This is a genomic window from Blautia sp. HCP3S3_D9 (genome assembly GCF_052063845.1).
In the GTDB taxonomy this organism is placed as follows: Bacteria; Bacillota; Clostridia; order Lachnospirales; family Lachnospiraceae; genus Blautia_A.
Map to the genome: position 1 here is coordinate 1 of NZ_JBQHWS010000098.1, position 13826 is coordinate 13826.

Annotated in this window: 12 protein-coding genes and 2 pseudogenes; 11 read left to right on the forward strand and 3 right to left on the reverse strand. The window is 40.8% G+C overall.

Going from position 1 to position 13826, the window contains the following annotated elements; translation table 11 throughout:
* Positions 1 to 396: 396 nt before the first annotated feature.
* The 3 genes from ACTNES_RS15340 to ACTNES_RS15350 all read left to right on the forward strand — a co-directional run bounded on the left by ACTNES_RS15340 (position 397) and on the right by ACTNES_RS15350 (position 2680).
* The gene (locus tag ACTNES_RS15340) at positions 397 to 1290 is read left to right on the forward strand and encodes an ATP-binding protein (protein ID WP_320813321.1); all 894 of its coding nucleotides are present in this window, start codon (positions 397 to 399) and stop codon (positions 1288 to 1290) included.
* A gap of 76 nt (positions 1291 to 1366) precedes the next feature.
* Positions 1367 to 1963, forward strand: a complete 597-nt coding sequence (locus ACTNES_RS15345; RefSeq protein WP_320813320.1) for a hypothetical protein — start codon at positions 1367 to 1369, stop codon at positions 1961 to 1963.
* 186 nt (positions 1964 to 2149) lie between these two features.
* A complete protein-coding gene (locus ACTNES_RS15350; protein ID WP_441040003.1) occupies positions 2150 to 2680 on the forward strand; it encodes a hypothetical protein in 531 nt (176 codons plus the stop codon).
* A gap of 37 nt (positions 2681 to 2717) precedes the next feature.
* Here the strand turns inward: ACTNES_RS15350 and ACTNES_RS15355 are convergent, their stop codons facing one another.
* The 3 genes from ACTNES_RS15355 to ACTNES_RS15365 all read right to left on the reverse strand — a co-directional run bounded on the left by ACTNES_RS15355 (position 2718) and on the right by ACTNES_RS15365 (position 6492).
* Positions 2718 to 4097, reverse strand: a complete 1380-nt coding sequence (locus tag ACTNES_RS15355) for an aldehyde dehydrogenase (protein WP_291809730.1) — start codon at positions 4095 to 4097, stop codon at positions 2718 to 2720.
* Positions 4098 to 4232: 135 nt separating this feature from the next.
* Positions 4233 to 5444, reverse strand: coding sequence for an iron-containing alcohol dehydrogenase (locus ACTNES_RS15360; RefSeq protein WP_441040005.1), 1212 nt, complete (start codon positions 5442 to 5444; stop codon positions 4233 to 4235).
* Positions 5445 to 5823: 379 nt separating this feature from the next.
* A complete protein-coding gene (locus ACTNES_RS15365) occupies positions 5824 to 6492 on the reverse strand; it encodes a GntR family transcriptional regulator (protein ID WP_441040007.1) in 669 nt (222 codons plus the stop codon).
* Positions 6493 to 6653: 161 nt separating this feature from the next.
* On the opposite strand from ACTNES_RS15365, the gene ACTNES_RS15370 reads away from it, so the two are divergent.
* The 8 genes and pseudogenes from ACTNES_RS15370 to ACTNES_RS15405 form a co-directional block, all read left to right on the forward strand.
* Positions 6654 to 7271 carry an ABC transporter substrate-binding protein gene (locus ACTNES_RS15370; protein WP_441040009.1) on the forward strand — a complete coding sequence of 206 codons (618 nt, stop codon included), beginning with the start codon at positions 6654 to 6656 and terminating at the stop codon, positions 7269 to 7271.
* Positions 7213 to 8118: an ABC transporter substrate-binding protein gene (locus ACTNES_RS15375; RefSeq protein WP_441040018.1), complete on the forward strand. Its 906-nt coding sequence runs from the start codon at positions 7213 to 7215 to the stop codon at positions 8116 to 8118. Before ACTNES_RS15370 ends, ACTNES_RS15375 begins: the two co-directional genes overlap by 59 nt.
* A 182-nt stretch (positions 8119 to 8300) precedes the next feature.
* A complete protein-coding gene (locus tag ACTNES_RS15380; protein WP_291809742.1) occupies positions 8301 to 9251 on the forward strand; it encodes an ABC transporter permease in 951 nt (316 codons plus the stop codon).
* A complete protein-coding gene (locus ACTNES_RS15385; protein ID WP_441040012.1) occupies positions 9244 to 9693 on the forward strand; it encodes an ABC transporter permease in 450 nt (149 codons plus the stop codon). Before ACTNES_RS15380 ends, ACTNES_RS15385 begins: the two co-directional genes overlap by 8 nt.
* Before the next feature lie 34 nt (positions 9694 to 9727).
* The gene (locus ACTNES_RS15390) at positions 9728 to 10156 is read left to right on the forward strand and encodes a 4Fe-4S binding protein (protein ID WP_441040014.1); all 429 of its coding nucleotides are present in this window, start codon (positions 9728 to 9730) and stop codon (positions 10154 to 10156) included.
* Positions 10157 to 10424: 268 nt separating this feature from the next.
* Positions 10425 to 11387, forward strand: coding sequence for a hypothetical protein (locus ACTNES_RS15395; RefSeq protein ID WP_441040016.1), 963 nt, complete (start codon positions 10425 to 10427; stop codon positions 11385 to 11387).
* 263 nt (positions 11388 to 11650) lie between these two features.
* Positions 11651 to 12349, forward strand: a pseudogene (locus ACTNES_RS15400) (ABC transporter ATP-binding protein).
* A 14-nt stretch (positions 12350 to 12363) separates the two neighbouring features.
* A pseudogene (locus ACTNES_RS15405) lies at positions 12364 to 13826 on the forward strand (ABC transporter permease); the annotation flags it as partial.

The window sequence follows — 13826 nt, forward strand, 5'->3', positions numbered from 1 at the left end:
TAATTTTGTTGGTGGATAAATGAGTAGGTATGTTTACTTAGCAAAAAACTTTAAAACCTTTTGTTTTAGCTAATAACAGGGTGTGAGTAGGAAAAAAATGGGAAGTTAGCACTGATTAGGTTAAAATAAGTATTTATGCTTGATTTTGAAGTTTAATTGTTGATGCTAACTTTAGATGGCAATACAAAGACCTTGTGGCCTGTCTCTGAGTTACCCTGTATACTGTCATTAATACAGTAAAGAAAGGGATCCCAGAGCATCCTTCCTGACAAGACGTATACTCTGGGATCATGGTTTTGAAACCATGATTATTATATCAGATTATTCCGTCTCGTACAATGAGGAAGACGATATTTTTAATTAAAAGCAGTGCCACATTTTGCAGATGCCATTTTCATGGGTGTTGTAGGAACTATTTCTATTTTCAGCGGTATGTTCTATGGCGAGAGAAACAAAAATGCACTCCGTGCCACCTTTAGGACTGCCTGCAAATATGGTATGTTCCTTGCCGTTGGCTGCGGCGGGGTCATATTCCTGTTTGCACCTGTGCTGGCAAATGGAATTCTGAAAGCAGATCAAACTACGCTTTCTGCCACTGCGGCCTGCCTGCGTTTTTATGCTATTTCTCTTCCAGGAGAAATATTTTCCCAGATTTTGCTGTATCACTATCTTTCCACGGGAAAGTCAGGACTTTCCAATCTTATCTGCGTTCTTCACAATCTGGTTCTGGTTGTTGTTCCGGCCTGGATTCTGGGAATGGCGGCAGGGCTTAATGGAATCTGGTTTTCCTGGTTTCTTTCAGGAATCCTTCCATTGCCGGTCATGTATTTGTTCCTGAAGAAATATAAATCCCAAAATAAATGGGATATGTGGGCGGCAACAGATCCTGATCTGGAGAAGGATATCACAGGAAGCTACGAAGTATCTGTTTCTGATAACATGGACATGGTAATGGAAACAACCAGACAGCTCAGGGAATTCTGTAATGCTCATCAGCTGGGGGCGGGCAAATCTTTCCGGATCTGCCTGGCAGTGGAAGAAATTGCAGGAAACATTGTGGAACATGGATTTACAGGTAAAAAAGGAAAACATTTTATTGATCTTCGGCTGACATTGGAAAAAGATGGAAGCGGGTGCCTGTCACTGCGTGACAATGGGGTGAAATTTAATCCCCTGGAATACAGAAACAGGGATACACAATACGGACTTGCTATCATCAGGGGGATTTCAGAGAAAATAGATTACCATTATGTGGCATCCATGAATTGTCTGAATGTGATGATAAGGTGAAGGATCATATATGAGGTGCTATAATCTGGTAAGATACAAAGTTATCAAACTACCTGGAAAAGGAGAGACAAAAATTATGAAGAAAAAGAGTATTAAAGTAATAACAGTTTTACTGGCAATGGTTATGCTGTTTGTATCAACGTCATCTGTATCTGCAATGAGTTTACAGAATACGATAGCACATCGTGCATTAAAACAGCAGATCATTGCAGATAAGAGACAGTACTGCAATTTTGGAATGACAACAATCAAATATGTATATGCTGATATTGATGGAGATCATGTTGCGGAGCTGATTACAGAACCGGGGTATGGTTATCTGACACAGGCTATCTATGATTATCAGAATGGAAAAGTAAGAAGAGTAGCGACAGTTGGCCAGGGGGATTTTACAAAGTATTATCCGAAACATAAAGTGATTTATATAAAGAACAGTGGTCATATGGGAGTATTGTGCGATTATTATTATAAGTATGTAAATGGAACATATAAAATGGCAGCGCGTGTACAGAAGGATTATGGAAATCGTTCTTATGATGAAAAACCGGTGAAAATTACTTATACTGTAAATGATAAGAAAGTTACAAAAGCTGAATATTCAGCATACGTTAAGAAATTGATCAAAGGTGAAAAAGGCAAATCTTTTTCAAAACTTAAATGGAAAAGGTATTAATTTGGATATAATTTTACTGAATTTTTGGAAACAGCAGCTATATACAAGGCTGCTGTTTTTGAGTATAATGATAAAAACAGGTAATACAATTGATGGAGAATAATTCAAATGATAGTTAACAAGTGTTCGGAAAATTTACTTACAAAATCATAAAAATTATATGAGAATTACAGGGATAACTGTACAGTGGTCCAGAGAATGCTGGAGAAGTATAAAAAGATATATCCCAATATTTCGGATTATTCTATTATGCATTTTATAGATATTGCAGAATTTTGCGATTTAATAATGGACAGACAGAAGCTGGAAGATTTGAATGGAGATGAATGCTACTGCCTTTTGATGGCGGCCCTGTTTGCCCATACCGGATTTGGTTTAAATCAGGAAATCATGAATAAATATATAAACAAACTGGGAATCCAAAATCAGACGCAGTCGCTTTCATTCCTGCAGATCATGAACAAATATCATGTTTTGTTCAGTGCGTGTCTGATAGAAGAATACGGAGATATATTTGAATTTCCGTCAGAGATACATAAGCATGCCATAATCAGTATGCTGTATTTTATTGGCAGAAATAGTGATGATATAAATCAACTGGAAGAAGTTTTGCTGTCAGACAATCAAAATTCTATCAGATTGAAAGTTTTTCGCTGGCGAGACGCACTATGCCGTCATGCAGGGGAAAATGTCGGAATAAATAAAACATCGGGATAATGATGATAAATGTGCTATGGCATAAAAGAAAGTTCCTTTATTTCAGGAACTTTCTAAGCAGTTTTTCATAAATTTTTCGATATGGCTGGTATCTCATCGGGAGATCCAGCCATGTTTTTTTGTCCACAATACTCTTGTAATGAGAGAAGGTATTGAAGCCATCTTTTCCATGGTAGGACCCCATACCGCTTTCTCCAAATCCGCCAAATCCCATCTCACTGGTAGCCAGATGAATGATGGTGTCGTTCACACAGCCACCGCCGAAACCACAGTGAGTAGTTACTTTTTCAGCAATTTCTTTACTTGAGGTGAAAATATATAAAGCCAGTGGATGTGCCTTAGAATTAATGGTTACAATAGCTTCATCCAGTGAATCATAAGTCAGTACTGGAAGTACTGGACCGAAGATTTCCTCCTGCATGACAGCATCCTGGAAAGTGACATGATCCATTACAGTAGGAGCAATCTGCAGAGTGTCTGGATTACAGTCACCGCCGCAGACGACTTTGTCTGGATCAATCAGATTATGAATGCGTGTGAAGTGTTTTTCATTAATGATTTTTCCGTAATTTTTATTATTCAGAGGTGCAGAACCAAACTGCTTTTTGATCTGTTTCTGAATCAGACGGATCAGTTCATCTTTGATTTCTTTATCGCAGTAAATATAATCCGGTGCAACACAGGTCTGTCCGCAGTTGAGATATTTTCCAAATACGATTCGTCTGGCAGCCAGCTTGAGGTTGGCGCTTTTCTCTACGATACATGGGCTTTTTCCTCCAAGTTCGAGAGTAACAGGAGTCAGATGTGCAGATGCTTTTGCCATTACTTCACGGCCTACATGTTGGCTTCCGGTGAAGAAGATGTAGTCAAAATGTTCATTGAGCAGAGAGGTATTCTCTGCACGTCCGCCATTTACTACAGCTACATAATGCGGATCAAAACATTCGTCAATAATGGATTCGATCACGCGGCTTGTATGAGGGGAGTACGCGCTTGGTTTCAGCACAACCGTATTTCCGGCAGCAATGGCATCTACCAGTGGATCGATCGTAAGAAGAAAAGGATAATTCCACGGGCTCATGACAAGAACTACACCGTAAGGTGACGGTTTCTTATAGCTTCTGGAAGCAAACTGAGCAAGAGGAGTCAGTACGGTCTTTTCTTTTGCGTAGGATGGAGTGTGGCGGATCATATAGCTGAGTTCTGAAAGAACCAGACCTACCTCACACATATAAGATTCAAAGTTACTTTTTCCCAGATCACGTTTCAGAGCTTCATTGATAAGTGGCTCATATTTCTGAATACAGACCTTTAATTTCTTTAAAGCTTCCAGCCTTTTTTCTATCGGTAAAGTAGCACCTGTATAGAAATAGCTGCGCTGTTTCTGGACAATTTCTTTAATTTCTGTTTCTGTCATAATATAAAATTCTCCTTGTAGGACGCACAAATTAATTAAACTGTAAAGTTATTATTGAGCTATGAGCAGATTGCAAAATAGATGATTTTGTCAGCCTGCCCCAAAACAAATAAACTGTAATGAAATGGATGTGGATTATTCCTGAACTTCAGGGATCAGCATATAGTAGAATTTCTCAAGTTCAGAAGCATCCATCAGTTTCGGCACCGGATACAATGGGTTTGCTTCCTTATCTGCGTAATGTGCCAGTTTCGGGATATCTGTTTCCTGAATTTCTTTTACAGTATTTCCAATTCCAAATTCCTTTTTCATTTCTTCAATTGCCTGGATAAAAAGTTCTGCTGCTTCATGATCCGGCGTATTTTTTTCAGCAACGCCGACAGCAATGGCCAGGTTGTGGAGTTTTTTGTCAATACAGCTTCCATATTCGCGAAGTACCATCGGCAGCAGAACAGCGTTGGCAAGTCCATGAGGAACATTATATTCGCCTCCCAGTGAATGTGCAACTGCATGTACATATCCTACATAGGATTTGGTAAAAGCACAGCCAGCGTAGAAAGAGGCATGGAGCATATTTCGTCTTGCATGGATATCATCTCCATGGTCATGAGCAGTATAAATATTTTCAAAAATCAGTTTCACAGCTTTCAGAGCGTCTTTACGTGTGTCAATCGTTGTGGAATTTCCGATATACGCTTCTACAGCATGAGTCAAGGCATCCATACCTGTAGTAGCAGTGATAAAAGGCGGCAGACTCAGAGTAACTTTCGGGTCAAGGACTGCATAACGTGGGATCAGCGGAAAGTCGTTGATCGCATATTTGTATCTGGTATCTGCATCTGTAATAACGGCAGCGAGAGTAGTTTCACTTCCTGTACCAGCAGTAGTTGGAACTGCGATGAGAAGCAGAAGTTTTTTGTGTATTTTCAGGATTCCTTTCATCTGAGCCAGGGACTGTTCCGGTTTTACTGCACGCGCACCGACAGCCTTAGCACAGTCCATACTGGAACCGCCGCCGAAACCGATGATCACATCACATCCGTTTTCATGATAGAGGTCCAGTGCTTCCTGTACATTTACAGTTGTAGGATTGGCAACTGTTTTATCATATATGGTGTAAGGAATCCCTGCTTCCTGCAGAGCCTTTTCCAGACGTCTGGTAAGTCTGAGTTTAGCGATGCCTGCATCTGTAATGATCAGTACGTGTGTACATTTGTGACGCATAATGATTTCGGGAAGTTCTTTGACACTTCCTGCGATTTTCGGTTTACGGTAAGGTAAAAATGGAATAGCAATGTGAAAAGCTTTCTGAAAAGCCCTGCAATATATTTTTTTGACTGGATTCATAATAAATTTTCCCCTCTGATAAATGAATAAGTGACCGGTACATCGTCCAGAACAAAAGAATTTTGTTCGAATCAATAAATAACCAAGAAAAATATAGCAAGGTGGAAAAGAAAAGTCAATATATTTTGAATATCAAAAATTAAGATGTGCATAATATTTGTAACATAAAAGAATTCTGCTTGCAGAATTCTCTGCCTGCGGCAGATTGCTTCAGAGATATAATTCTTCTTTATCGCAGCACGATCTTGCCTGGAGAGATTTTTATGCGATAGTAAAAAGATTATAAAGTAATTTCTTATGACATAAAAAATACTGTACACCACATGAATATTATAAAACATGTGAGATACAGTATTTTGGTGAAAATATATTTTGCAGTTTACAGGCAGGACAGCGCATACTGCAGGGAATCCTCCAGATGCTGCTTCATCAGATCACCGGCTTTGGTAATTTCTCCATTCTTATATGCTTCAAAGATCTGCTTATGCATCTGACCGATATTATGCTGAGGTTCAGCCTGCGTTTCATATAAATTGGAAAAGATCGTAAGCTGACTGCGAAGTTTCTCAGCTGCCAGAGTCAGGCGACTGTTTGCGCAGTAATCATAGAAAATCAAATGAAAATGATCTGAATAATTGATCCATTTCTCGGTTTCTTCCTTAGAAAGAGGCGCCTGCTGGGCTTTTTCTTCTAATTCCAGAGTATGGCTGATATTATCTTCTAATATCTTACAGATCTGCTCATGTTCAGGAGAATTTCCGCTGTAAAGAATTGCAAGCCGGTCCAGATCGCCCATGAACTGATAAAGCTCTGTCAGATCCTGTTTTGATAATTCAATTACATTTACTCCGATATTAGAATAGTAGCGTACCAGACCGTCTTCTGTAAGGCGTGTCAGTGCCTCTCGGATAGGAGTGGAGCTGACTTCAAACTGCGCCTGAAGATTCTTAAGCGTTAATTTCTCTCCCAAAGGGATTCGCTGATGCAGGATGTCAGAGCGAAGAATTTGGTAAATCTGCTCGGATAAAGTTGATTTATTTAATGCCATAATAGACTCCTTATAATATAGTAGATTTTTATTTTTTGACTAAATTAAGCAAGCCTGCTGCTTCATTAATGACATGTGAACAGTAAGTAAGAACTTACTTTTAATATTATTTGTAATGATATAGTTCAAAAGCATAAAAGTCAAGAACAGCTGTCTGCACAGTGACAGCATCTATGTGTTTTGCAACCGTTGCACAGGCAGCAGACAAGACAGACCTTGTCATCGCTCTTGATGCAGACATCGACACACTCCATGCAACCAACTATTCCACAGGTGTAGAACAGGATGTCTTAAATCAGATTTACGATACCTTAATGTACTATAACCCAGATGGAAAACATGATCCGGAGCCAAGAATTGCTGAAAGCTATGAGATCAGCGAAGACGGTCTGGACTATACATTCCATTTAAGAGATGATGTAAAATTTCACGATGGAGCAACAGTAACAGCAGACGATGTTGTATTCTCACTGGAACTGTTCAAACAGTCTGAATATCAGGGCTCACAGATTTCCATGCTGTCAAGTGTAGAAGCAACAGACGACAGCACAGTCGTATGTCATCTGGATACACCATATGCACCATTCCTGCAGGGTGTTCTGACTCCTTATATCTGCGAGAAAGCATACTATGAGAAAGATGAAGATGCATTTGCGACAAACCCGGTCCGGAACCGGTCCATACAAATTTGTAAGCCGTGCAACAGGAAGCAACATCACTCTGGAAGCAAACGAAGATTACTACCGCGGAGCACCGGAGATCAAGAACCTTACATTTGAAGTTATCCCAGATGCAGCTACAAAAGCGATCTCACTCCAGACAGGAGAAGTAAACTTCGCAGAAGTTGATTCTTCCGTACTTCCACAGCTTCAGGCAAATCCGCAGATTAAGATCGCAGAAGTAGAAACTTCCGGATTTGCTTATGTATCTATGAACCTGGAGAAAGAGCCATTTAACGATCCGAAAGTTCGTCAGGCTATCAACTATGCCATCGACAGAGATAACCTTGTTTCTGTATGTTACGATGGTGAAGCTGAAGTAAACTCCAACATCTGCGCAAAAGCAAGAAGTGGATATTCTAATGATCAGCCACAGTATACATACGATCCTGAAAAAGCAAAAGAACTTCTTGCAGAAGCAGGAATTGAAACACCATATGATCTGGGCGAGATCCTTGTAGCAGAGAAATATTCCAACCTTGCAACTGTTATCCAGAACGATCTGAAAGCAGTTGGTCTTGAAATGGAAATTTCTGTAAAAGAATTCAACTCTTACATCAGTGACCTTACAAGCGGAAACTACGGAATCATAGCTCTGACAATGACACTGGACGGCGATACACAGAGTCTTGAGATGGCATTTACATCTGATTACATTGGAACTGCAAACAATGCAAGATATTCTGATGAAAAGATGGATAAACTATTCGATGAAGCAAGAGCAGAGACAGACAACGATAAGAGACTTGATATCTTTGACCAGATCTTCACAAAAGCACAGGACGAAGCAATCTACGCAGTTCTCTGCAATCCTCTTACCCTGTATGCATACAACGCAGACCTTACATGCCCGGAAGAGTACCCATTTGAAGGAAACTACTACGTATATGATTTCAACTGGGCATAACATTTGGAAAAATCCGTATGATGAGCTGCGATTTGAAATCAGGGTTCATGAATGTTGACTGAATTAGATTAATAATCAGGGACTGTTGTATTAAGCAATACACATAACTTACCCGAAAGCGTGAGTGAGTGAAATGCTTGCTGCAACAGTCTTTTATGATATGAAAGGGGCACATTGTCCATATGGCTAAGTACATAATTAAGAGAATTTTATATATGATCCCGGTTCTCTTTGGCGTAGCATTTCTGGTATTTACCATTCTTTCCCTGACACCTGGTGATCCGGGAACGATCATTCTGGGAATTACCGCCAAACCGGAAGACGTTGCTGCACTGAATGCGCAGTTTGGCTATGATAAGCCGTTCCTTATCCGATTTTTCAGTTATATCGGAAACATTATTTTTCATTTTGACCTGGGAACTTCCTATGCTTCCCGCCAGCCGGTGATCAATGATATCCTGGCAAGATTTCCGAACACATTTATCCTAGCACTGCTTTCCATGTGCGTTTCTTCCATTATCGGAATCTCACTTGGAATCCTTTCCGCAGTACGCCAGTATTCCATTACAGACCATGTATGTGTAGTTGTTGCACTGGTTTTCGCATCTATGCCTGGATTCTGGCTTGGACTGATGCTGCTGATCGTATTTTCCTTAAAGCTTGGATGGCTCCCGTCATTCGGTGCTGCTTCGCTGAAACATTTTATCCTGCCGACATTGACGGTTTCGCTGACTTCGGCAGCTGGACTTCTCCGACTGACACGATCTGCCATGCTGGAAACCATCCGTCAGGAGTATATCCGCACAGCGAAAGCAAAAGGTGCTTCCGGTAAACGTGTGATTTGGAAACATGCGCTGAGAAACGCACTTCTTCCGGTTGTTACAGCATTAGGAACCGGCTTCGGTGCATCCCTTGGCGGTGCGATCATCGCGGAGACCGTTTTCGCGATGCCTGGAATGGGAACCCTGATGACAACTGCGATCCGCCAGAAAGATATCCCGATGGTTATGGGAGCAACTTTATTCCTGGCAGTGCTTTTCAGCTTTGTCATCTTACTTGTAGATATTTTGTATGCGTTTATTGATCCGAGAATTAAGGCGAAATACCAGAATGGAGGAAAGCATCATGAATAGAAGAAAAAAACATGCCCAGCTTTCAGAATTCTGGCGTCGTTTCCGCAAGAACAAAGCCGCAGTTCTGGGACTGATTCTGCTGGTGCTGATCATTGGAATGGCAGTGTTTGCAGATCTGATCGTACCTTACAGCAAATGTATTGAGCAGGTTGGCGCAGATCGTCTTCAGGGACCGAGCCTGAAACATTTCTTTGGAACAGATGAACTGGGACGAGACCTTTTTGCACGAATCGTCCACGGTTCCAGATACTCTCTGCTGATCGGACTTGCAACCAGTCTGATGGCACTGGTAGTTGGCGCGATCCTTGGTGCAAGTGCCGGATATTTCGGTGGAGTTGTTGACAATGTGATCAGCCGTATTATGGACGTGTTCATGTGTGTGCCTCCGATCCTCCTTTCTCTGGCAGTCGTAGCAGCTCTGGGAACGAACTTAAGAAATTAAGCATATCGTAATCCATCAGGAAAATGGCCAGGCAGTGACAAGAATTGTTCCGCTGAATTTCTTTGGCAAGCTGAAAGATGAGTATGAGAAGCGAAACCAGGATTATATTACAGAAGAGGCACAGACTCCGGATCGTGCGGAAAAATATGTGACTGCTGCGAAAGTTCAGGAAGAAGTGCAGGAACCTGGCGATGCAAAAGCAGACTTTGAAGTAGAGCCGGTACCTTGCAGTACCAATCCGCTGAAGTACGATGAGAGTAAGTGCATTGGATGTAACCGCTGCGCAAACGTTTGTCAGTGCGACATCCTGCTCCCATCACCGGAAAAAGGAAAACATCCGATCATTATGTATCCAGGTGAGTGCTATTACTGCGGAGCCTGCGTTATGGTTTGCCCGAAAGATGCGATCAAGCTGGCACATCCGTTGATGAACAGGGCTAAGTTTGTGGAAGTCAGACATTAAGAGTAAGTGAGAGAAAGGCAGTTTTTACTATTAGGTGTAGTGGAGACTGCCTTTTTACGTGAATTTTTACGCTTGACAGAGGATAATACGTTTGATACACTGAGGTTACATATCTGGGAGTTTTCTGAACCGTTCGGTTATTTTTCCCTTTATGCGAGTAATTACAAAGGATAAGGTGTACGCAATCTGACTTTAATAGATTTGAAGAGATTGGGTATTCAAATATTGTTGCGAAATGTTATAATGTTAGTGTCGAAAGGAGTATGCGATGAGCAGTACTATTTTTGATGACGTTTTTCGTACAATGGTGGAGAAGATGCCTTATCTGGCAGTGCCGTTGATTAATGAAGTGTTTGATACTTCGTATCCGAAAAACGTGGAGATTACTCAGCTTCGAAATGAGCATCAGCAGGAGAATGGAGAGGTTATTACTGACTGTTGTCTGAAGATTGGAGGCAAGCTGTATCATATTGAATGTCAGAGTATGGACGATACGACTATGGCGATTCGGATGATAGAGTATGATTTTGCCATTGCCATTGAAAATGTGCAAAAAGAAGGACGCAGATACAGGATGGAATTACCGAGATCATGCGTATTATATTTAAGAAGCGGGAGTAATACACCGGATTTTCTGGAAGTAGAAATTGTGCTTTATGATGAGAGCGTGCTACTGTACAGAGTTCCGACTATCAAACTTGAAACGTATACAAAAGATAAAATATTTGAAAAAGATTTATTAATGCTTCTGCCATTTTATATTATGAGATATGAAAAAGATATTCATGAAATAAGCGAAAATCCGAGGTTGTTTCAACAATTATTGAATCAGTATGAAGAAATTCGGAGAAATCTGGAAGATGAACTGTCAAAAGCAGGTAAATCTAAATGGTATATGGATTTAAATAAATTGATTATTAAAATATCGGACTACATATGCCAGAATGAAGAAAAAGTCCGGAAAGGAGTAGGTGATATCATGGGTGGAAAGGTTCTTGAATTGGAATCAGAACGTCTTGAGCGGATTCACAGAGAGGCCATGGCTAAGGCAACAGCAGAAGCGGAAATGCGAGGAGAGGCACGTGGCGAAATAAAAGGGGAAGCAAAAGGAGAGGAACGTTTAAGCGCTTTGATTAACCGTTTAATTCTGAATGGAAGAAATGCAGAGGTTCAATTAGTTACAACAGATAAAGAGTTCCGACAACGATTATACAAAGAATATGGAATCTAAAAAATACTTCTAAATACTCTAAACGTGTTCTAAAATGAAGAAAGCATTGTTGTGAAAGGCAATGCTTTCTTATAATCTTAAAATAATAATATCTGATCAATAATGGATATCCACGAAAATTTACGAAACTACGAAAATCGGTTGACAAGGCAGTAAGTTTACACTAACATAAAGTTAGTGTAGCATAACATTGTTATGAACCAACAATAATATGCCATAAAAATTTGCTCGATAAGAGTGAATACGAGGGAGGAATGAGAAAAATGTTTCTGCAGATACAGGGCATTAAGAAGTCTTTTGGCGCGGGTGACAGCCGTGTGGATGTGCTGAAAGGATTGGATCTTGAAATAGAGAGAGGAGAATTTTGTGTTTTACTTGGGCCGTCCGGTTCGGGGAAGTCTACGTTATTGAATATCATTGGCGGAATTGACAGTGCAGATGAGGGAAATCTGGTGATAGACGGGGAGCGTCTGGCAGATATGTCGGAGAAGAAGTTGTCTTTGTACAGACGTAAGCATCTTGGCTATATTTTCCAGATGTACAATCTGATCCCGAATCTTACAGTGCGTGAGAACATAGAGGTAGGCGCCTATCTTAGCGATAAACCGCTGGATGTAGATGAGTTACTGCATACACTGGGAATCTATGAACATCAAAAGAAACTTCCAAACCAGCTTTCCGGCGGTCAGCAGCAGAGAACTGCTATTGGCAGAGCGATTGTAAAGAATCCGGATATTTTGTTATGTGATGAACCTACCGGAGCGCTGGATTACAACACTTCCAAAGAAATCCTGAAACTGATCGAGACCGTAAACCAGAAATACGGCAACACGATCGTCATGGTAACACATAATGATGCCATCAAAGATATGGCCGATCGTGTAGTAAAGCTTTGAGACGGCATGATTCGCAAGAACTACATTAACGAACATAAAATCCCTGCCGCAGAGCTTGACTGGTAAAGGGGGACGAAGAGATGAAAAGTCCTTTAAGAAAGCGTTTGCCACGAGAGTTAAAGAGTGAGATCGGAAAATATCTGGTAGTATTTATCCTGATGGTAGCGACCATAGGTTTTGTGTCTGGTTTCCTTGTTGCGGATGGAAGTATGATCACTGCCTACAATGAGGGATTTGAGAAATACAATATTGAAGATGGAAATTTCCGCACAGCAGAACAGATTTACAAAACACAGCGGGAAGAGATTGAAGAGCTGGGTGTAAAGTTGTATGACAACTTTTATCTGGAGGAACCTCTGGATAATGGAAGCACCATGCGTATTTTCAAAAACAGGGAAGAAATCAATAAAATATGCCTGATGGACGGAGAACTTCCAGCGAGAAGAGGGGAAATGGCCATCGACAGAATGTATGCGGACAACAACGGCCTGTCTGTAGGCGATACACTTCAGAGCGGAAAAAAGACCTGGAAGATTACGGGACTTGTGGCTCTTTCTGATTATAGCTGTCTGTTTCAGAACAATAATGACTCTATGTTCGATTACGTAAAGTTTGGTGTTTCTGTTGTGACAGAGGAAGAGTTTGATTCTCTGAATCAGGATAAACTGCAGTACAATTACTCTTGGATATACGGTATTCAAAGATGTATGCGCGGGTATGTATTATGGCAGCTACAGTCTTCCGACTTATGTGACCAGATGGAATGCAGAAGCCTTTCTGCTTACAACTGTAGTTCCGGTGATCATCATGCTGGTGGTAAATTACGGAGTCCTCAGACATAAATTAAAACTGTCTCCGTTGAAATTCCTGCGCAGGGATCTCTCTTCAGGGCGCAGGCAGAAGAGAGCCATTCGTTTAAGCCCGAGGATTAAAATATTCTCCAGATTCCGTCTGCGTGTCATTTTCCAGAATATGAGTAACTATATTTTCTGTTTATAGGAATCATTTTTGCTAATCTGCTTCTGATGTTTGGTTTGCTGCTTCCATCTGCCCTGTCTCATTATCAGGGAGAAATACAGGGAAATATGTTGGCGAAATATCAGTACATGCTTCAGGTTCCGGTCAGTGCAGTGAGTGGAAACAAATTTGAGAGCCTGATCTTTCTGCTGGAATTCTATATGGACTCTGAGACAGACAATGAAGATGCAGAGGAATTTTCCGCATATTCTTTAAATACACTGCCTGGAAAATATAAGATGATCAACGGATTTGCTATTATGATCTACATGGTACTGATTTATCTGCTGTCTAAGATCATCATCGAGAAAAATGCCCAGTCTATTTCCATGGTAAAAATCCTGGGTTATACAAATGGTGAGATCAGCAGACTTTATATCATGTCAACTTCCATTGTAGTTGTAATCTGCCTGCTTCTCAGTCTTCCGATTGAAACGGCAGTCATGAATGTACTGTTCCGCGAGGTGTTTTGGCATGAATATGCCAAAATCCCGAGACATACGGCGCGAATTTATGCGATTAGCAT

What these genes read in the sequence shown, in the direction of transcription:
- ACTNES_RS15340 (WP_320813321.1), top strand. Translation starts at nt 397, where the DNA reads ATGGGTGTTGTAGGAACTATTTCTATTTTCAGCGGTATGTTCTATGGC.
- ACTNES_RS15345 (WP_320813320.1), top strand. Translation starts at nt 1,367, where the DNA reads ATGAAGAAAAAGAGTATTAAAGTAATAACAGTTTTACTGGCAATGGTT.
- ACTNES_RS15355 (WP_291809730.1), bottom strand. Translation starts at nt 4,097, where the DNA reads ATGACAGAAACAGAAATTAAAGAAATTGTCCAGAAACAGCGCAGCTAT.
- ACTNES_RS15360 (WP_441040005.1), bottom strand. Translation starts at nt 5,444, where the DNA reads ATGAATCCAGTCAAAAAAATATATTGCAGGGCTTTTCAGAAAGCTTTT.
- ACTNES_RS15365 (WP_441040007.1), bottom strand. Translation starts at nt 6,492, where the DNA reads ATGGCATTAAATAAATCAACTTTATCCGAGCAGATTTACCAAATTCTT.
- ACTNES_RS15380 (WP_291809742.1), top strand. Translation starts at nt 8,301, where the DNA reads ATGGCTAAGTACATAATTAAGAGAATTTTATATATGATCCCGGTTCTC.
- ACTNES_RS15385 (WP_441040012.1), top strand. Translation starts at nt 9,244, where the DNA reads ATGAATAGAAGAAAAAAACATGCCCAGCTTTCAGAATTCTGGCGTCGT.
- ACTNES_RS15395 (WP_441040016.1), top strand. Translation starts at nt 10,425, where the DNA reads ATGAGCAGTACTATTTTTGATGACGTTTTTCGTACAATGGTGGAGAAG.